The organism is Pseudomonas sp. MH9.3 (assembly GCF_034354675.1).
Classification (GTDB): domain Bacteria; phylum Pseudomonadota; class Gammaproteobacteria; order Pseudomonadales; family Pseudomonadaceae; genus Aquipseudomonas.
In genome coordinates this window covers 3,082,206-3,100,699 of record NZ_CP133785.1, presented here as the reverse complement: position 1 = coordinate 3,100,699, position 18,494 = coordinate 3,082,206, and the positions used below count along the sequence as shown (strand labels likewise).

Annotated in this window: 16 protein-coding genes; 14 read left to right on the top strand and 2 right to left on the bottom strand. The window is 63.3% G+C overall.

Translation table 11 applies throughout. From position 1 onward, the window contains the following. The first annotated feature begins 25 nt into the window (after positions 1-25). From RHM60_RS13675 to RHM60_RS13665, 3 genes are read left to right on the top strand one after another with little or no spacing between them, the layout of a single operon-like run. Positions 26-1,051 carry an aminoglycoside phosphotransferase family protein gene (locus RHM60_RS13675; protein ID WP_322212059.1) on the top strand — a complete coding sequence of 342 codons (1,026 nt, stop codon included), beginning with the start codon at positions 26-28 and terminating at the stop codon, positions 1,049-1,051. Then, complete coding sequence (murU, locus tag RHM60_RS13670; protein ID WP_322212058.1) at positions 1,048-1,722, top strand: N-acetylmuramate alpha-1-phosphate uridylyltransferase MurU; 675 nt, start codon at positions 1,048-1,050, stop codon at positions 1,720-1,722. Before RHM60_RS13675 ends, murU begins: the two co-directional genes overlap by 4 nt. 1 nt (position 1,723) lies before the next feature. Continuing rightward, on the top strand, positions 1,724-2,491 hold the full coding sequence (locus RHM60_RS13665; protein WP_057006680.1) for a TerB family tellurite resistance protein: 768 nt from the start codon (positions 1,724-1,726) through the stop codon (positions 2,489-2,491). A gap of 290 nt (positions 2,492-2,781) precedes the next feature. Here the strand turns inward: RHM60_RS13665 and RHM60_RS13660 are convergent, their stop codons facing one another. Continuing rightward, the gene (locus RHM60_RS13660) at positions 2,782-3,756 is read right to left on the bottom strand and encodes an alpha/beta hydrolase family protein (protein ID WP_322212057.1); all 975 of its coding nucleotides are present in this window, start codon (positions 3,754-3,756) and stop codon (positions 2,782-2,784) included. A gap of 75 nt (positions 3,757-3,831) precedes the next feature. On the opposite strand from RHM60_RS13660, the gene RHM60_RS13655 reads away from it, so the two are divergent. From RHM60_RS13655 to trpE, 10 genes are all read left to right on the top strand, one after another. Further along, a complete protein-coding gene (locus RHM60_RS13655) occupies positions 3,832-5,826 on the top strand; it encodes a histidine kinase (protein ID WP_322212056.1) in 1,995 nt (664 codons plus the stop codon). Positions 5,827-5,844: 18 nt separating this feature from the next. After that, positions 5,845-6,474: a response regulator transcription factor gene (locus tag RHM60_RS13650; RefSeq protein WP_003232590.1), complete on the top strand. Its 630-nt coding sequence runs from the start codon at positions 5,845-5,847 to the stop codon at positions 6,472-6,474. Between the two features lie 226 nt (positions 6,475-6,700). Next, positions 6,701-7,813 (top strand): ABC transporter ATP-binding protein, encoded by a 1,113-nt coding sequence (locus tag RHM60_RS13645; RefSeq protein ID WP_209985475.1) that lies wholly within the window; start codon positions 6,701-6,703, stop codon positions 7,811-7,813. A gap of 43 nt (positions 7,814-7,856) precedes the next feature. Then, on the top strand, positions 7,857-8,897 hold the full coding sequence (locus RHM60_RS13640; protein WP_209985472.1) for an ABC transporter substrate-binding protein: 1,041 nt from the start codon (positions 7,857-7,859) through the stop codon (positions 8,895-8,897). 85 nt (positions 8,898-8,982) lie between these two features. Continuing rightward, on the top strand, positions 8,983-10,230 hold the full coding sequence (locus tag RHM60_RS13635; RefSeq protein ID WP_322212055.1) for an ABC transporter permease: 1,248 nt from the start codon (positions 8,983-8,985) through the stop codon (positions 10,228-10,230). A gap of 12 nt (positions 10,231-10,242) precedes the next feature. Continuing rightward, positions 10,243-11,067 carry an ABC transporter permease gene (locus tag RHM60_RS13630; protein WP_209985466.1) on the top strand — a complete coding sequence of 275 codons (825 nt, stop codon included), beginning with the start codon at positions 10,243-10,245 and terminating at the stop codon, positions 11,065-11,067. Positions 11,068-11,207: 140 nt separating this feature from the next. Next, positions 11,208-12,356, top strand: coding sequence for an iron-containing alcohol dehydrogenase (locus RHM60_RS13625; protein ID WP_057006682.1), 1,149 nt, complete (start codon positions 11,208-11,210; stop codon positions 12,354-12,356). Positions 12,357-12,440: 84 nt separating this feature from the next. Next, a complete protein-coding gene (gene rpe / locus RHM60_RS13620) occupies positions 12,441-13,115 on the top strand; it encodes a ribulose-phosphate 3-epimerase (protein WP_209985460.1) in 675 nt (224 codons plus the stop codon). Next, the gene (locus RHM60_RS13615) at positions 13,112-13,930 is read left to right on the top strand and encodes a phosphoglycolate phosphatase (protein ID WP_322212054.1); all 819 of its coding nucleotides are present in this window, start codon (positions 13,112-13,114) and stop codon (positions 13,928-13,930) included. Before rpe ends, RHM60_RS13615 begins: the two co-directional genes overlap by 4 nt. Positions 13,931-14,000: 70 nt before the next feature. Further along, positions 14,001-15,482, top strand: coding sequence for an anthranilate synthase component I (gene trpE, locus RHM60_RS13610; protein ID WP_209985457.1), 1,482 nt, complete (start codon positions 14,001-14,003; stop codon positions 15,480-15,482). A gap of 75 nt (positions 15,483-15,557) precedes the next feature. Here the strand turns inward: trpE and estP are convergent, their stop codons facing one another. After that, on the bottom strand, positions 15,558-17,480 hold the full coding sequence (gene estP / locus RHM60_RS13605; RefSeq protein ID WP_322212053.1) for an esterase EstP: 1,923 nt from the start codon (positions 17,478-17,480) through the stop codon (positions 15,558-15,560). A 418-nt stretch (positions 17,481-17,898) separates the two neighbouring features. Between estP and RHM60_RS13600 the strand changes: the two genes are divergently transcribed. Beyond that, complete coding sequence (locus RHM60_RS13600; RefSeq protein WP_003232567.1) at positions 17,899-18,492, top strand: aminodeoxychorismate/anthranilate synthase component II; 594 nt, start codon at positions 17,899-17,901, stop codon at positions 18,490-18,492. Positions 18,493-18,494 lie beyond the last annotated feature (2 nt).

Here is an 18,494-nt window from a genome sequence, read left to right as displayed (position 1 = left end):
GCTAGCGCCGTCGGAGACCCTTGTAATGCCCGAGCACGATCTACGTTTACAACAGCTGGAAGTCTGGCTGGATGAGCAGTTGCCGATCCTTTTCAACGCTCAGGACTGGGGCGCCGTACCCCCGGCCACATTGACTGCGGCCAGCAGCGACGCGAGTTTCAGGCGTTATTTCCGTTGGGAGGGGGGCGGCCGCACGTTGGTCGTGATGGACGCACCACCCCCTCAGGAAAACTGCAAACCTTTCGTCGATATCGCTTATTTGCTGGCGAAATCAGGAATAAATGTCCCAAAAATTTATGCAGAAGATCTACCGCGCGGCTTTCTTTTGCTCAATGACCTGGGCACAAAGACCTTTCTTGACGTGATCGACACGCAAAATGCCGACGCCTTGTTCACCGATGCCATCGATGCCTTGCTGGCTTTTCAGCAGTTGCCGATGGACGAGCCGCTGCCCAGTTACGACGTGGCCTTGCTGCGCCGCGAGCTGGAATTGTTCCCCGAGTGGTACGTGCGTCGGCACCTGGGTCTGGAGCTGGACCCGCAGCAGCAGGCTCTCTGGCAGCGCGCCAGCGACCTGCTGATCGACAGCGCCCTGGCCCAGCCCAAGGTGTTGGTGCACCGCGACTACATGCCGCGCAACCTCATGCTCAGCACGCCCAATCCCGGCGTGCTCGACTTCCAGGACGCAGTCTACGGCCCGGTGACCTACGACATCACCTGCCTGTTCAAGGATGCCTTCCTCAGTTGGCCCCAGGCCCGCGTGCGTGAATGGCAGCGCGGTTACTGGGAGCGCGCCGTACAACTGGGCATCCCGGTGCAGGCGGATTTCGACGACTTCCTGCGCGCCAGCGACCTGATGGGCGTGCAACGTCATCTCAAGGTCATCGGCATCTTCTCGCGTATCTGCCACCGCGACGGCAAACCGCGCTACCTGGCCGATGTGCCGCGTTTCTTTGCTTATATAGAAGCCGTGCTCGCCGAGCGCCCCGAACTCGATGCGCTGGGTGAGCTGCTTTGCAGCCTGCGCCAGCCTGCCGAGGCCGTGTTATGAAGGCGATGATCCTGGCGGCCGGCAAGGGCGAACGCATGCGCCCGCTCACCCTGCACACGCCCAAGCCGCTGGTGCAGGCCGGCGGCAAGCGCTTGATCGAATATCACCTGGAGGCGCTGGCCAGGGCAGGCTTTACCGACATCGTGATCAACCATGCCTGGCTCGGCCAACAGATCGAGCGCTACCTTGGCGACGGCGCGCAGTTCGGTGTGCGCATCCGTTATTCCGCCGAGGGCGAGCCGCTGGAAACCGGCGGCGGGATTTTCCAGGCCTTGCCGCTGCTGGGGGATGAGCCGTTTCTGGTGGTCAATGGCGATATCTGGACCGACTACGACTTTACCCGTCTCAAGCAGCCGATCCAGGGCCTGGCCCACCTGGTGATGGTCGACAACCCGGCGCATCACCCATCGGGCGGGGATTTTCGCCTGGATGACGGCCTGCTTCATGATGCGGCGCCCGGTGCCGATAACCTGACCTTCAGTGGCATTTCAGTGCTCGACCCACGTTTGTTCGCGGGTTGCAGCGCTGGCGCCTTCAAACTCGCGCCGCTGTTGCGCGAGGCGATGGCCAGGGATCAGGTAACGGGAGAGCACATGACGGGACGCTGGATTGATGTCGGCACGCTGGAGCGTCTGGCGCAGGTCGAAACCCTGCTGACAGCGGGGCACTAGCATGCTGTGGCCAGGGACGCTGATCGGCGCCGGGGCTGGCTATGCCATTGCCAGTATTCCGGGGGCTTTATTGGGCGCATTGCTGGGGCAGGCGCTGGACCGCCGCCTGCAGTTGCAAAGCTGGGAACAGTTGCGTGAACGCCTGGGTGGGCGCCCGGTGTTGCGCAACGACGAATTGTTGTTTGTGCTGCTGGGTCGCCTGGCCAAAAGCAACGGCCGCGTGGTGGATGGGCATATCCAGCAGGCCCGCCAGGAAATGCGTGCATTGGACATGAGCGAGCCGGCCCGGCATCGGGCAATTGCTGCGTTTAATCGGGGCAAGTCCGGATCCGACCGGGTGCGCACCTATTTGCGCGTGCTCAAGGCCCAGCCCCATGCGGCGGAGGGCGTGCTGCGCGCCTGCTGGCGCATGGCCTGGGCGGACGGCAAGGCGGACAACGCCGAGCGCGACCTCATTGATCTGTGGGGCAAATGGCTGGGCTGGACCCCGCAACAGCTGCAGGCGCTGGCGTCCGACTATGCGCCGGAGCGCAAGCCGGTGGCCAACCGGGGCGGTGCCTATCAGGACGCCCTGCGCATTCTGGGGGTGACCGCGACGAGCGAACCGTCTGTGATCAAGCGTGCCTACCGCCGCCTGCTCAGCCGCCATCACCCGGATAAAATCGCTGGCTCAGGCGCCAGCCCCGCGCAAGTGCGCGAGGCCACCGAACGTACCCGGGAGTTGCACAATGCATATGCGCTGATTCGCGAGCGACGGGATTTTCGCTGACAGTGTCCAAATGACAACCCAATGAATACAGGATGAGTTGCTTCCGACCGAAGACCTCTGTGGCGAGCGGGCTTGCCCCGCGTTGGGGTGCGAAGCGCCCCCAATCGAGCAAAACGCGGTGTACCTGATACGGCTCAGCGCCTGGCTTTGGGGCTGCTGCGCAGCCCAACGCAGGACAAGCCTGCTCGCCACAGGGAATCTGCGCTTAACTGAACGGCATTAGGGCAAGCCCGCTCGCCACAATGGCCCCCTGACTACTGGGTTTAAGCATTCAACCTGGTTCTGTGGTGTCAGTCGGCGTTGCCCTGCGGACTCAGCCAGCCGCGAACCCTGCGGTACAACTGCTCCTGCTCGGCCGAGCTGTTGCCGGGCAGCGTCTTGAGCGACACCTGCTTGTAACCCTCATTTTTCGCGCGCTTGGCGGCCTGGTTGCGTGCCAGGGCGTTTTTGCTGGCGGCTGCGCTGTCTTGATAGAAGACGTCCGCCGTCGGCAGTTTTAGCGCCGGTGCCAGTTGCAGCAGGTCCGGCTGGCGGGCCGGCGGGGTCTTGCCGGCCACCATCACCAGTTTCTGCACCTGGGCCGGTTGTTTTTCGCTCAGGTAACGCGCGGCCCACCAGGCACCGGTGCCATGGCCGAGCAGCACCACGCTGCGCGCGCTCTGGGCCTGGGCGAAGGCCACGGCGGCGTCGATACGGTCGAAGATGCGTTTGGCGTCGGTCTTGTCCTGTTCATCCGCACCGGGTACCACGGCCGGGTCGGTGCCTTCGGCCTCGGCGCTGGCGGCCTGTTCGATCGGCTTGGCGGCGGTGCTGCCTTCCTTGCTGCTGGTGTCAACGGCGGCCTTGGGGGATTCCATTACCCGGGGCGGCAGGGTGTCGAGGTTCACGTCCGGCAACGACAGACTGAGCGTGCCCCAGTTGGCGTCCGGCAATTTACGTCGCAGCGGCGCAACTGCCTGCGGCCAGTCCGCCGTTTCCCCGGCACCCGGCACGATAATCACCACACCTTCGGCTTCGGCGCTGTTGGCCGGCTTCCACAGGGCCAGGAATGACTCGCTGCCAGCCTGCAGTTGTTGCTGCTCGCCACGCGGGAGCTGGCGCTCGAGGGCGGCGGACTCTTCCTGGCTGCGCTCCACCAGAGGCTGGCGCTCGGCCGGTTTTTCGGCGGCGGGCGCAGGGGCGTCGGCGGCCTGGACAGAAAAGGCGCTGGTAAATAACAGCGACAGGCACAATGCTGGCACTGCTGAGCGGTTGGGTGATGGCATCGTTGCTTCCCGGCCGGAATGATTCCAGCAGCCTAATGGGTTGGTCAGTATTTGTCAGTGACGTGAGACGTGATCATGGGTTTTCGCTGTGTGCTGTTTATCGGCGGTCTGTGCCTCGCCTTGATCGCCAATGCGGCCCCTGCGCCGGGCGTACCGCAGGCGCAACTCAATGCCGAGCAACGGGAATGGCTGGCCCGTCATCCGCAACTGCGCGTCGGCCTGGTGCTGCAGGCACCGTATGCGCAATACGACCGGCGGTTGCAGCGTTTGTCCGGAGCCAATGTGGAATTGATGCAATGGCTGGCCAAGGCGCTGAATATCGAGCTGTCGTGGCGCAATTTTCCTGCTCAGGAGTCACTCGAAACCGCCCTGCGCGACGGCGAGATCGATATCGCCCCCGGCTTGCAGCAAACCCCGGCCGGCTTGCGCCTGTGGTCGTTCAGCGATCCCTACATGCGTGTGCCGCAGCACATCGTCGGCATCCGCGAGGGCGGCGGTGCGGTGGAGCTGGAAAAGCTCGACAGCCTCTCGCGCATCGCCGTGCGCATGCCCAGCGCAGTGGCCGATTATCTGCGCAGCACTTATCCCGGCCTCAATCTGCAAGGCGTGCCCATGGAGCGCCAGGCCCTGCAATTGTTGGTGAGTCAGCAGGCCCGCTATGCGGTGGTGGACGAAGCGCAGTTGAGCCGGCTGTCGGGCGAAGCGGAGTTCGCCGGGTTGGCGGTGGTGGGCGATGTTGGCCTGCCGCAATTGCTGCGGGTGGCGACGCGCCGCGATTGGCCCCAACTGGCGGGCATTATGCAGAGCGCCCTGCGCTCCATCCCCGCCCGCGACCTCGACCAATTGCACAATCGCTGGCTGCAACCCCAGTATCCACGCCTGTCCGCATCCCCCGGGTTGTGGCAAAACCTCTGCCTGCTGCTGGGCCTGTTGCTGCTTGCCAGCCTGACGCTGGTGGCCTGGCAGCGCCGTCAGCAGCGCGGGCTCGAACGCAGCCTGCTGGCCGCGCGTGAAGAAAGTGCCGCCCGCGCCGCCGGTGCCGAAGCGTTACGGCTGACGCAGTTTTCCATCGATCAAAGCACCGTCGGAATTCTCTGGGTCAACTGGGACAGCCATGTGCGCTACGCCAACCGTGCGGCCGAAAGCATGCTCGGCTACGGCCCCGGCGCGCTGATCGAACGGCCGCTGGCCGCGCTTGATCCCACGCTGGACATGGACCGCTGGCTCAACCTGTGGAAGCGCGCGCGGGCCAACGAAGAGGCGCCACAGAACTTCGCCACCGACTGCACGCGCGCCGATGGCAGCATCGTGCCAGTCACGGTGTCGCTGAGTTTTCTGCGCTTTGCCGAGGCCGAATACCTGGTGGTCTATCTCAATGACGTCACCGAACTGCGCCGCACCCTGGCTGCCTTGCTGCAAAGCGAAGCGCAATTGCGCGAACTCTCCGCCCACTTGGAAACCGTGCGCGAAGAAGAAAAGGCACGCATCGCCCGCGAGGTGCACGACGAACTCGGGCAGATGCTGACGGTACTCAAGCTGGAAACCTCCATGTGCGAGTTGGCCTATGCGCAGCTTGATCCCGGGCTGCATGAGCGCTTGAACAGCATGAAGCGTCTGATCGCCCAATTGTTCCAGCTGGTGCGAGACGTGGCCACGGCCCTGCGCCCGCCGATTCTGGATGCCGGGATCGGCTCGGCCATCGAATGGCAGGCGCGGCGGTTCGAAGCGCGCACGCAGATTCCTTGCCTGGTGCAGGTGCCGGAACACCTGCCGGCCCTGAGTGATGCCAAGGCCATCGGCCTGTTCCGTATCCTGCAGGAGGCGCTGACCAATGTGATGCGCCATGCCCAGGCGCATACTGTCGAACTGACCCTGGCGATAGACGGCGAGTCCCTGCGGCTGAGCATCAGCGATGACGGCGTGGGGTTCGTCCAGACCGGGGAGCGCCCGGTGTCGTTCGGCCTGGTGGGCATGCGCGAGCGGGTGCTGATCATGGGCGGGCTGTTGACCCTAGACAGCGCGTTGGGGGAGGGCACCACCCTGAGTGTCACGGTGCCGCTGGATGCCTAACTACAAAAGGAAACCCCTGTGATCCGCGTACTGGTAGCCGAAGACCACACCATTGTTCGAGAAGGCATCAAGCAATTGATCGGTCTGGCCAAAGACCTGCTGGTGGTTGGCGAGGCCAGCAACGGCGAGCAGTTGCTCGAGACCTTGCGCCATGTGCCCTGCGAAGTGGTGCTGCTGGATATTTCGATGCCGGGCGTCAATGGGCTGGAAGCGATTGCGCGTATTCGCGCGCTGAACGATCCGCCGGCGATCCTGGTGCTGTCGATGCACGACGAAGCCCAAATGGCCGCGCGCGCCCTGAAAGTCGGTGCGGCAGGGTACGCCACCAAGGACAGCGACCCCGCGCTGCTGCTGGCGGCGATTCGCAAGGTGGCGGCGGGTGGGCGCTATATCGACCCGGACCTGGCCGACCGGATGGTCTTCGAGGTCGGCCTCACCGACTCGCGGCCGTTGCATTCGTTGCTCTCGGAGCGGGAGTTTTCGGTGTTCGAGCGCCTGGCCCAGGGCGCCAACGTCAATGACATCGCCCAGCAACTGGCCCTGAGCAACAAGACCATCAGCACCCACAAGGCGCGTTTGATGCAGAAGCTGCATATCACCTCATTGGCCGAGCTGGTGAAGTACGCCATGGAGCACAAGCTTCTCTAGCGACTTACCCAATAACGACGACCCGGAAAACCACCGCCGCACCGTTCCTGCCGTGTGCAGCTCGCGCCTTGCCACGGCACTGTCCCATCCCCGCCATCGGTGTAGGGCAATCCCTACCCGCCACCTTCCGTCCGGCTGATGCGATTCTCTCCTGGCCCCCGATTTCCGGGGGCTCGCGCCTGGACTACGCTTGTGCCACAGCAGTCCAAAACACAAAGGTGCGGGTATGAGCGAGGTGGATTCAAAGGATGTGCTGGTCAGCTTTCGTGGCGTGCAGAAGAGCTACGACGGCGAGAACCTGATCGTCAAGGACCTCAACCTGGAGATTCGCAAGGGCGAGTTCCTCACCCTGCTCGGGCCGTCCGGTTCGGGCAAGACCACCAGCCTGATGATGCTCGCCGGTTTCGAGACGCCCACCGCCGGCGAGATCCAGCTGGCCGGGCGCTCCATCAACAACGTGCCGCCGCACAAGCGCGATATCGGCATGGTGTTCCAGAATTACGCGCTGTTCCCGCACATGACCGTCGCCGAAAACCTCGCCTTTCCCTTGTCGGTACGCTCGTTGAGCAAGACCGATATCAGCGAACGGGTCAAGCGCGTGCTGAGCATGGTCCAGCTCGATGCCTTCGCCCAGCGCTACCCCGCGCAGCTGTCCGGCGGCCAGCAACAGCGCGTGGCCCTGGCCCGCGCGCTGGTGTTCGAGCCACAGCTGGTGTTGATGGACGAACCCCTCGGCGCCCTCGACAAGCAACTGCGCGAGCACATGCAGATGGAGATCAAGCACCTGCACCAGCGCCTCGGCTTGACCGTGGTGTACGTGACCCACGACCAGGGCGAAGCCTTGACCATGTCCGACCGCGTAGCAGTTTTTCACCAGGGCGAAATCCAGCAGATCGCCGCGCCGCGCAGCTTGTATGAAGAGCCGAAAAACACCTTCGTCGCCAACTTCATCGGCGAAAATAACCGCCTCAATGGCCGCCTGCACAGCCACACCGGCGAGCGTTGCGTGGTGGAGCTGGCGCGGGGCGAGAAGGTCGAGGCGCTGGCGGTGAACGTCGGCGAGGTCGGCGGCCCCGTCACCCTGTCGGTGCGCCCGGAGCGCGTCAGCCTCAACGGCACCAGCGAACGCTGCGTCAACCGTTTCTCCGGGCGCGTGGCGGAGTTCATCTACCTGGGCGACCACGTGCGGGTGCGCCTGGAGGTCTGCGGCAAGACCGATTTCTTTGTGAAACAACCGATTGCCGAGCTGGACCCGGCCCTGGCGGTCGGCGACGTGGTACCGATTGGCTGGCAAGTCGAGCACGTTCGCGCACTCGACCCACTTCTAGAGGCGAACTGATCGCCCCCTGGCTTCACCAACCCTGCACGTGGAGAGCACAACAATGTTGAAATCCCTTAAGTATTCGGCCCTGGCACTTGGCTTGATGGGCGCCACACAGGCCATGGCAGGCCCCGACCTGACCGTGGTGTCGTTCGGTGGCGCGAACAAGGCGGCCCAGGTCAAGGCGTTCTACGCGCCGTGGGAAAGTGCGGGCAATGGCAAGATTGTCGCCGGCGAATACAACGGTGAGATGGCCAAGGTCAAAGCCATGGTCGACACCAAGAGCGTGTCCTGGGACCTGGTGGAAGTAGAGTCGCCGGAACTGTCCCGTGGCTGCGACGAAGACATGTTCGAGCCACTCGACCCGAAACTGTTCGGCAACACCGCCGACTACGTGAAGGGCGCGATCCAGCCGTGCGGCGTGGGCTTCTTCGTGTGGTCGACCGTGCTGGCCTATAACGCCGACAAGCTGGCTTCCGCGCCAACCAGTTGGGCGGATTTCTGGGACACCAAGAAATTCCCCGGCAAGCGTGGCCTGCGCAAGGGCGCCAAGTACACCCTGGAATTTGCGCTGATGGCCGACGGGGTAGCGCCCAAAGACGTGTACAAAGTGCTGGCCGGCAAAGATGGCCAGGACCGCGCATTCAAGAAACTCGACGAACTCAAACCGTCGATCCAGTGGTGGGAAGCCGGCGCACAGCCGCCGCAGTACCTGGCCTCGGGTGACGTGGTGATGAGCTCGGCCTACAACGGCCGCATCGCCGCCGTGCAGAAAGAGAGCAACCTCAAAGTGGTGTGGAATGGCGGCATCTACGACTTTGACGCCTGGGCCATCCCTAAAGGCCTGGCCAAGGACCGCGCGGAAGCGGCGAAGAAATTCATCGCCTTCTCAGTGCAGCCGCAGCAGCAGAAGACCTACTCGGAAAACATCGCCTACGGCCCGGCGAACACCCAGGCCGTGCCGTTGCTGGCCAAGGACGTCCTCAAGGACATGCCGACCACCCCGGAAAACATCGCCAACCAGGTGCAGATCGACGTGAGCTTCTGGGCCGATAACGGCGAGCAACTGGAGCAGCGCTTCAATTCCTGGGCGGCCAAGTAAGCAGCAGCACCGCTGACCCCCTGTGGTAGGGAGCAAGCCCCCTCCCACAAGGGTGTGCATTTATCTTCAATATCCGGAGTCAGCCATGGCCATCGCCGTTCCCTCGAACGAGGTCAACAGCCCCACCCTCAAGCAGCGCCTGGCGCGTGCCGAGCGGCTCAATCGCTGGAAGGCGCAGGCCTTGATTGCGCCGCTGGTGCTGTTTTTGCTGCTGGTGTTTCTGGTGCCGATTGTCGCGCTGTTGTTCAAGAGTGTCGGCAACCCGGAAGTGGTGGCGGGCTTGCCGCGTACCGTGGTGGCCGTGACGGCCTGGGACGGGCGCGGCCTGCCGGGCGAGTCGGTGTACCAGGCGCTCAGCGAAGACCTGGGCGAGGCGCGTAAAAACCAGACCCTGGGCGACTTGTCCAAACGCTTGAACATGGAACTGGCGGGCTATCGCAGCCTGCTGACGAAAACCGCGCGGGCGCTGCCGTTTGCCGAAACGCCCGGCTCTTACAAGCAAGCGCTGGAAAACCTCGACGAACGCTGGGGCGACCCAGCCTACTGGCAGGCGATCCGGCGCAATACCAGCAGCGTTACCCCGTACTACCTGCTGGCGGCCGTCGATCACCGCATCGACGACCTCGGCGAGATCGCCCCGGCCACGCCTGACCAGGCGATCTACCTGGACATCTTCGCCCGCACCTTCTGGATGGGCCTGGTGATCACCGTGATCTGCCTGCTGCTGGCCTACCCGCTGGCGTACCTGCTGGCCAACCTACCGGCGCGCAAAAGCAACCTGCTGATGATTCTGGTGCTGTTGCCGTTCTGGACCTCGATTCTGGTGCGGGTGGCGGCGTGGATCGTGTTGCTGCAGTCGGGCGGCCTGATCAACAGCGCGCTGATGGGCCTGGGCCTGATCGACAGCCCGCTGGAACTGGTGTTCAACCGCACCGGGGTCTACATCTCCATGGTGCACATCCTGCTGCCGTTCATGATTCTGCCGATCTACAGCGTGATGAAGGGCATTTCGCCTACCTACCTGCGTGCGGCGATTTCCCTGGGCTGTCACCCGTTCGCCAGTTTCTGGCGCGTGTACTTCCCGCAGACCTACGCCGGTGTCGGCGCTGGCTGCCTGCTGGTGTTCATTCTGGCGATTGGTTACTACATCACCCCGGCCTTGCTGGGCAGCCCGAACGACCAGATGGTCAGCTACTTCGTGGCGTTCTACACCAACACCAGCATCAATTGGGGCATGGCCACGGCATTGGGCGGCCTGCTGCTGCTGGCCACCGTGTTGCTGTACCTGATCTACAACCGACTGGTGGGCGCGAGCCGCCTGCGCCTGAGCTGAGGAGACCTTGCGATGCTGAGTCCTTATATGTCCCCGGTGGAGCGGGTGTGGTTCTACAGCCTGCGGGTGCTGTGCGGCCTGATCCTGCTGTTCCTGATTTTGCCGGTGCTGGTGATTATCCCGCTGTCGTTCAACAGCGGCAGTTTCCTGGTGTACCCGTTGCAGGGCTTTTCGCTGCATTGGTATGAGGATTTCTTTGCCTCGGCCGAATGGATGCGCGCGCTGAAGAACAGCATCATCGTGGCGCCGGCGGCCACCGTGCTGGCGATGGTGTTCGGCACGCTAGCGGCGATTGGCCTGACGCGCGGCAATTTTCCCGGCAAGGCGCTGGTGATGGCCCTGGTGATTTCGCCGATGGTGGTGCCGGTGGTGATTATCGGCGTGGCCAGTTATTTGTTCTTTGCACCGCTGGGGCTGGGCAACAGCTTTTTTTCGCTGATCGTGGTGCATGCGGTGCTGGGCGTGCCGTTCGTGATCATCACCGTGTCGGCCACCTTGCAGGGGTTCAACCATAATCTGGTGCGTGCGGCGGCGAGCCTCGGGGCCTCACCGTTGACCGCGTTTCGTCGGGTGACCTTGCCATTGATTGCGCCGGGGGTGATTTCCGGGGCGCTGTTCGCCTTTGCCACCTCGTTCGATGAGGTGGTGGTGACGCTGTTCCTCGCTGGTCCCGAGCAAGCCACCCTGCCACGGCAGATGTTCAGCGGTATCCGCGAAAACCTCAGCCCGACGATTGCCGCGGCGGCGACCTTGCTGATCGGGTTCTCGGTGCTGCTGTTGCTGACGCTGGAGTGGTTGCGTGGGCGCAGCGAGAAGCTACGGACAGCGCAGGTCTAGAGATCAGATAGAGATCCATTGTGGGAGGGGGGCTTGCTCCCTCCCACATTTGAATTGCGTGCATTCAGATGCTGAATGGCAGACAACGCTCATCTGTCAGCTATCCTTGTGCCAGCCCATACCGATAAGAGGCCGCGCACATGAGTACTTCCTCATTCAAGATCGCCCACAAACTGCTCACCGGCGCCGGCGCCATCGAGCAACTCGCCGCCGAACTCACGCGCCTGGATGTGGATAACCCGCTGATCGTCACCGATGCCGCGCTGGTCAAGTCCGGCACCGTGGCGCTGGCGCTCGAACACCTGGGCGGACGCACCTATGAGATTTTCGACCGTGTGCTGCCCGACCCGGAAATCGCCATCGTCGAAGACTGCATGCAGGTCTATCGCGACGGTGGGCACGACGGGCTGATCGGTCTGGGCGGCGGCAGTGCCATCGATATCGCCAAGAGCGTGGCGGCCTACGCCGGCTACCACGGCGCCCTGGCAGATTTGTTCGGCGTCGACCAGGTGCCGCGCAAAGGGCCGCCGCTGATCGCCATCCCCACCACGGCCGGCACTGGTTCGGAGGTCACCAATGTGGCGATCCTCTCCGACAAGGCGGCGCAATTGAAGAAGGGCATCGTCAGCGACTACCTGCTGCCGGATGTGGCGCTGATCAGCCCGCAAATGACCCTGACCTGCCCGCGCAGCGTCACCGCCGCCAGCGGTCTGGATGCGTTGGTGCATGCCATCGAGTCTTATCTGTCGCTGAATGCGTCGCCGATCACCGATGCGCTGGCCATTGGCGCGGTCAAGCTGATTGCCAACGCGCTGCCCAAGGCGTATGCCAACCCGGCCAATCTCAAGGCCCGTGACGATATGGCCACCGCCAGCCTGATGGCCGGCATGGCGTTCGGCAATGCCGGCGTGGGCGCGGTGCATGCGTTGGCGTACCCGCTGGGCGGACGCTTCAACATCGCCCACGGCGTGAGCAACGCGCTGTTGCTGCCCTACGTGATGCACTGGAACAAACTGGCCTGTGTCGAGCGCATGCAGGACATTGCCCAGGCCATGGGCGTGAATGTCACCGGGCTGAGCGCCAATGACGCCGCCGACCAGGCTGTCGAGGCGATGACGCGCCTGTGCGCCGCCGTCGAAATCCCGGCCGGGCTGCACAGTTTCGGGGTGCCCGAGGACGCAATCCCGGCCATGGCGGTGGAAGCGGCGGGCATCGAGCGTCTGATGCGCAACAACCCGCGCAAGCTCAGCGCGGCGGATATCGAGAAAATCTACCGGGCCGCTTTCTGATCCTTGAACGAGGTCACGGTGCGCGCGGCAAAGCATGAGGTATACAATGCGCGCCATCGTGATTTAGCTCAGAAAAGGTGCGTCATGCAGCCCTTCGTCATTGCTCCATCGATTCTCTCCGCCGACTTCGCCCGCCTGGGTGAAGAAGTGGACAAGGTGTTGGCCGCCGGTGCCGACTTCGTGCACTTCGATGTCATGGACAACCACTACGTGCCCAACCTGACCATCGGCCCGATGGTCTGCGCAGCGCTGCGCAAGTACGGCATCACCGCGCCGATCGACGCGCACCTGATGGTCAGCCCGGTCGACCGCATCATCGGTGACTTCATCGAGGCCGGCGCCACTTACATCACCTTCCACCCGGAAGCCACGCTGCACGTCGACCGCACCCTGCAACTGATCCGCGAAGGCGGCTGCAAGGCGGGCCTGGTGTTCAACCCGGCCACGCCCCTGAACGTGCTCGAGTACGTGATGGACAAGGTCGACATGGTGCTGCTGATGAGCGTCAACCCGGGCTTCGGCGGGCAGAAGTTCATCCCCGGCACCCTGAACAAGCTGCGCGAAGCGCGGGCGCTGATCGACGCTTCGGGCCGGGATATCCGCCTGGAGATCGACGGCGGGGTGAACGTCAATAATATCCGCGACATCGCTGCCGCCGGTGCCGACACCTTTGTGGCCGGCTCGGCGATCTTCAATGCGCCGAACTACCAGGAAGTCATCGACAAGATGCGCGCCGAACTGGCGCTGACGCGTCCATGAGCGGCTTCGAGCAGCTGTTTCCCGGCAAGCTGCCACGGCTGGTGATGTTCGATCTGGACGGTACGTTGATCGATTCGGTGCCCGACCTGGCTGCGGCGGTGGACACCATGCTGCTCAAACTGGGGCGCAAGCCGTCAGGGATCGAGGCGGTGCGCGACTGGGTGGGTAATGGCGCGCCGATGCTGGTGCGCCGGGCCCTGGCCAACCATATCGACGCCACGGGTGTCGACGAGGTGGAGGCCGAGCACGCTCTGGAACTGTTCAACGCGGCCTATGAAAGCAGCCATGAATTGACGGTGGTGTACCCCGGCGTGCGCGACACCCTCAAGTGGCTGCACAAAAAGGGCGTGGAAATGGCCCTGATCACCAACAAGCCGGAACGCTTTGTCGCGCCGCTGCTGGACCAGATGAAAATCGGCCGCTATTTCCGCTGGATCATCGGCGGCGATACCTTGCCGCAGAAAAAGCCCGACCCGGCGGCGCTGTTTTTCGTGATGAAAATGGCCAATATTCCGGCATCCCAGTCGTTGTTCGTCGGCGACTCGCGCAGCGATGTGCAGGCGGCGAAAGCCGCAGGCGTGCAGTGCGTGGCCTTGAGTTATGGCTACAACCATGGCCGGCCGATTGCCGAAGAATCGCCGGCGCTGGTGATTGATGATCTGCGCCTGTTAATCCCCGGTTGCCTGGGAGCGGGCGCTGGGATAACGTTGCCCGACATCGACCCGTCCCCTTCTGGAAATGCCATCGTGGTGGTTACCCGCAAACTCTGGATGAAAGTCATCAAGGCTCTGGCCCGCTGGCGTTGGCGCGCCTGACTGCTCCTGGCCGCACCCTGCGGCACGTTTGCCTACCCGACCGCCAGACCCTCATGCCACGAGGCACATCATGACCCGCGAAGAATTCCTGCGTTTGGCCGCTGCCGGCTATAACCGTATTCCCCTGGCCTGCGACACCCTGGCCGACTTCGACACGCCGTTGTCGATCTACCTGAAACTGGCCGACGAGCCCAACTCCTACCTGCTCGAATCGGTACAGGGCGGCGAAAAGTGGGGCCGTTATTCGATCATCGGCCTGCCGTGCCGCACGGTGATGCGGGTGCACGATCACCACGTGAGCATCACCCACGATGGCGTCGAGATCGAAAGCCATGACGTGGAAGACCCACTGGCCTTCGTCGAAAGCTTCAAGGCGCGCTACAACGTGCCGACCATCCCGGGCCTGCCGCGTTTCAACGGCGGCCTGGTCGGGTATTTCGGCTACGACTGCGTGCGCTATGTGGAAAAGCGCCTGGGCAAATGCCCGAACCCGGACCCGCTGGGCGTGCCTGACATTCTGCTGATGGTCTCCGACGCGGTGGTGGTGTTCGACAACCTGGCCGGCAAGATGCACGCCATCGTGCTTGCCGACCCGGCCCAGGCCGATGCGTTCGAGCAGGGGCTGGCGAGCCTCGAAGCCTTGTTGGACAAACTGCGCCAGCCGATCACTCCGCGTCGCGGCCTGGACCTCAGCCGTCCGCCGGCCGCCGATCCGATCTTTCGCTCAAGCTTCACTCAGGATGACTACGAGCGCGCAGTCGATACCATCAAGGAATATATCCTTGCCGGAGACTGCATGCAGGTGGTGCCGTCGCAGCGCATGTCCATTGACTTCAAGGCTGCGCCCATCGACTTGTATCGCGCACTGCGCTGCTTCAACCCGACGCCTTACATGTACTTTTTCAACTTTGGCGACTTCCACGTAGTGGGCAGTTCGCCGGAAGTGCTGGTGCGTGTCGAGGACAACCTGATCACCGTGCGCCCGATTGCCGGCACGCGTCCCCGTGGCGCGACCGAAGAAGCCGACCTGGCGCTGGAACAGGACCTGCTGAGCGACGACAAGGAAATTGCCGAGCACTTGATGCTGATCGACCTGGGCCGTAACGATACCGGGCGGGTCTCGGAAATCGGTTCGGTGAAGTTGACCGAGAAGATGGTGATCGAGCGTTATTCCAACGTGATGCACATCGTCTCCAACGTCACCGGCGAGCTGAAGGCCGGGCTGACCGCCATGGACGCACTGCGCGCGATTCTGCCGGCGGGCACCTTGTCGGGCGCGCCGAAGATTCGCGCGATGGAAATCATTGATGAGCTGGAGCCAGTCAAGCGCGGTGTCTACGGCGGTGCCGTGGGGTATTTTGCGTGGAACGGCAACATGGACACGGCGATTGCGATTCGCACGGCGGTGATCAAGGATGGCGAGCTGCATGTGCAGGCGGGTGGCGGGATTGTCGCCGACTCGGTGCCGGCCCTCGAGTGGGAAGAAACCCTGAACAAGCGCCGCGCGATGTTCCGCGCTGTGGCGTTGGCCGAGCAAACGCCGCAACGCTAAAGGCTGGCATTGAACAAAATGTGGGGGCTGGCTTGCCTGCTCCCACATTTGTTTTGTACCGCTCTCAAGACTGCATCAGAAATCCAGACTCACGCCAACGCTGACGCCTTGCTGGGTCAAACTGTCATCCTTCCTCACGTTATACGCCGCCCGTAGTGCCAGCTCCTGAGTCAGCTTGTGGCTGACGCCCAGGCTCAGGCGATCCGAATTGCTGCGTGGCGTATAGCCGTCCAGCTTGAAGTCGATGCCCTGCACGCTGTTGAGCGACATGTTCACTTTCTGCGTGTCATTTTCGAACTCGTGCTCGTGGGCCACTTCGCCGTACACCTGGGTCTGCGGTGTTACCTGGTAGCTGCCTTGCAGGCCTGCGCCCAGACGTTTGGAGTCGCGTTGCTGGTCATCAAAGGTGAGGGCCGTGGAGCGATTGTCTTTCTCCGAGTAGCCGTTGACTTCGACCCGTGCGTAATCGGCGCTGATGAACGGTGATAGGTGCCAGTCGCTGCCCGGCGCGGCGATGTCGTAGCCCACGCGGCTGCTCAAGGCCCACAGCCAGCCGTCGGTGTCGCCTTTTTCGGAGCCTTCGCTGACGCCCAGGGCGAACTTGCGTTTGAGGCTGTCGAAGTCCAGCTTGCCGCCCGTCAACGCCGCGTCGGCCCACCAGTGGTTTTGCTGATATTGGGCGAAGGCGGTGCCCATGTAGCTGTTGAGCTTGTAGTCCGAATCGTTGGCGCCGACTTCCAGGGTCTGGCGGTACAAGCCGGCCGCCACGCCGACGCGCCAGTCGTCGTTGAGCCGGTAGCTGCCGCCGACATTCAGGTTGTAGCCAGTGCCATCGCCACTCGCGGCGCTGTCCTGGTGGTTGAAGTCCACGTGCTGGCCACCGCCGGCCACAATCGCGCGCCACTGGCCAACCGCTTGCCAACGGCCGTTATCGGCCTGCCATTGGTTGCGCAATTCATCCTGGTGGGCGCGCAAGGTGCCTTGGGCCATTTCGGGCAGCAGGGTCAGTTCCCAGGGCGCCGACAGCAGTGAATAGGCGTAGTCGGCAATCAGGCGTTGCCCGGCGATGGTGGGGTGCACGGCGTCGTTGTAGATCAGCTTGGTCGGATCCGGGGTGGTGCCGCCGATGCCGTAGGTCGGGTTGGCGGTGCAGCCGTTGCCGCTGAAGCAGGTGCCGGTGAGGTTTTGCCCGGTGGCCAGGCCGAAGCGGCCGGGGGCGGCGAAGGTTTCATTGAGCAGCAGCGGAATGTTCAGCGGGATGATCTGCGCGTCGATCTGCGACAGCCGTTGCACCAGCGATTGGTTGAACAGGCTGCTGAGGGCCGAACTCGGCGCCTGCAGCAGTGTGCCGTTGATGGCCGGTGTGAGCCCCAGGTCGGGCAGCATCCACACCATGATGTAGCGGGCGCCGGCCTGTTGCAGGGCCTGGGCGCTGTCGGCCAGGCGGCCGCCTGCAGCGACGGCCTGGCCCGCGCTGAGCACGCGGCCTTGAATGAAGTCGTTACCGCCGCCGGAGAGAAAATACAGCGCGTTTGGATCCGCCCGCCCGCCGTTGGCCGGCAGGTAGCCCTGGCGGCTGCGCAATACCGTACCGCCGCCGGGATTGTTGGGCGGGACCGTGGCGTTGGACACCGAGTTGATCGAGTCCAGGATGTTGTCGGTACGGTAGCCGCCGACCGCCCAGTTGTTGCCGTCGGGCAGGCCCTGGGCCGCGCGAACCGGCGAGGTCGAGGCGTTCAGGTCGTTGGGCGCAACGCCCAGCCGGCTGCCGAGCAAGGTCGATGAGACCAGGCCGAAGTCACCCTGGAAGTTCGGCCCGGTGCGGTTGGTAAAGCGCAGTGTCGACCCGGCGTTGCCATCCGGGAACTGGCCGGCGTCGGCCAGGCTGTCACCGAACACCACCATGGTTGAATAGGGCGAGGAGGCTGCAAGCGCCTGGGCACAGGCCAGGGACAACAGGCAGCCGGCGAGCGGGGCAAGAAGGGCGGGTTTTTGCATGACAAAGTCCATTTGGTTTTGTTGTATCGGAAGCGAAACATTAACCAGACATTGAGAATGTTCTTCAAGTGAAAACAGCTTTTTCCGATAAACCAGGGCAGGTCTACCCGCGTATTTGCGCGACTATATTGCACCGCTCGCGAGGCTACGCTACTGTGCCCCAACGTATGAACGAGACCCTCCCCGTGTTGATCATCAGCAAACTCTTGATGCGCGTCATCAAGGCTCACGCCCGTTGGCGTTGGCGCGCCTGACTGTTCCCTGCCGGCCCCGCCGGACCTGTACCGATTTGCCTTCTTCACCCTTTGTCTGACGCCCCGTGTCGGCTCGGCCGGCCACTGGAACGTGCGTTCGACAGCGGGTCACGCCCTGGAAGGCGGACATTCGAAATCAGTGAATTCAAGAGGTTTGAACCCACATGTTGCTGATGATTGATAACTACGATTCCTTTACCTACAACGTCGTGCAGTACCTGGGCGAACTCGGTGCCGAGGTCAAGGTGGTGCGCAACGACGAACTGAGCGTGGCGCAGATCGCAGCGCTGAACCCGGAACGCATCGTGGTTTCGCCTGGCCCCTGCACCCCGACCGAGGCGGGCATCTCCCTCGAAGCCATTCAGTATTTCGCCGGCAAGCTGCCTATCCTGGGCGTGTGTCTGGGCCATCAGTCCATCGGTCAGGCCTTTGGCGGTGACGTGGTGCGTGCGCGCCAGGTGATGCACGGCAAGACCAGCCCGGTGTTCCACAGGGACTTGGGCGTATTTCAGGCGTTGAACAATCCCGTAACAGTGACCCGCTACCATTCGCTGGTGGTCAAGCGTGAAACCCTGCCCGAGTGCCTGGAACCGACCGCCTGGACCCAGCTGGAAGACGGCTCGGTCGACGAGATCATGGGCCTGCGCCACAAGACGCTGAATATCGAAGGGGTGCAATTTCACCCTGAGTCGATTCTGACCGAGCAGGGTTACGAGCTGTTCGCCAACTTTCTCAAGCAGAGCGGCGGCACGCGCTAAGG

What these genes read in the sequence shown, in the direction of transcription:
- RHM60_RS13675 (WP_322212059.1), top strand. Translation starts at nt 26, where the DNA reads ATGCCCGAGCACGATCTACGTTTACAACAGCTGGAAGTCTGGCTGGAT.
- murU (WP_322212058.1), top strand. Translation starts at nt 1,048, where the DNA reads ATGAAGGCGATGATCCTGGCGGCCGGCAAGGGCGAACGCATGCGCCCG.
- RHM60_RS13665 (WP_057006680.1), top strand. Translation starts at nt 1,724, where the DNA reads ATGCTGTGGCCAGGGACGCTGATCGGCGCCGGGGCTGGCTATGCCATT.
- RHM60_RS13660 (WP_322212057.1), bottom strand. Translation starts at nt 3,756, where the DNA reads ATGCCATCACCCAACCGCTCAGCAGTGCCAGCATTGTGCCTGTCGCTG.
- RHM60_RS13655 (WP_322212056.1), top strand. Translation starts at nt 3,832, where the DNA reads ATGGGTTTTCGCTGTGTGCTGTTTATCGGCGGTCTGTGCCTCGCCTTG.
- RHM60_RS13645 (WP_209985475.1), top strand. Translation starts at nt 6,701, where the DNA reads ATGAGCGAGGTGGATTCAAAGGATGTGCTGGTCAGCTTTCGTGGCGTG.
- RHM60_RS13640 (WP_209985472.1), top strand. Translation starts at nt 7,857, where the DNA reads ATGTTGAAATCCCTTAAGTATTCGGCCCTGGCACTTGGCTTGATGGGC.
- RHM60_RS13635 (WP_322212055.1), top strand. Translation starts at nt 8,983, where the DNA reads ATGGCCATCGCCGTTCCCTCGAACGAGGTCAACAGCCCCACCCTCAAG.
- RHM60_RS13630 (WP_209985466.1), top strand. Translation starts at nt 10,243, where the DNA reads ATGCTGAGTCCTTATATGTCCCCGGTGGAGCGGGTGTGGTTCTACAGC.
- RHM60_RS13625 (WP_057006682.1), top strand. Translation starts at nt 11,208, where the DNA reads ATGAGTACTTCCTCATTCAAGATCGCCCACAAACTGCTCACCGGCGCC.
- rpe (WP_209985460.1), top strand. Translation starts at nt 12,441, where the DNA reads ATGCAGCCCTTCGTCATTGCTCCATCGATTCTCTCCGCCGACTTCGCC.
- RHM60_RS13615 (WP_322212054.1), top strand. Translation starts at nt 13,112, where the DNA reads ATGAGCGGCTTCGAGCAGCTGTTTCCCGGCAAGCTGCCACGGCTGGTG.
- trpE (WP_209985457.1), top strand. Translation starts at nt 14,001, where the DNA reads ATGACCCGCGAAGAATTCCTGCGTTTGGCCGCTGCCGGCTATAACCGT.
- estP (WP_322212053.1), bottom strand. Translation starts at nt 17,480, where the DNA reads ATGCAAAAACCCGCCCTTCTTGCCCCGCTCGCCGGCTGCCTGTTGTCC.
- RHM60_RS13600 (WP_003232567.1), top strand. Translation starts at nt 17,899, where the DNA reads ATGTTGCTGATGATTGATAACTACGATTCCTTTACCTACAACGTCGTG.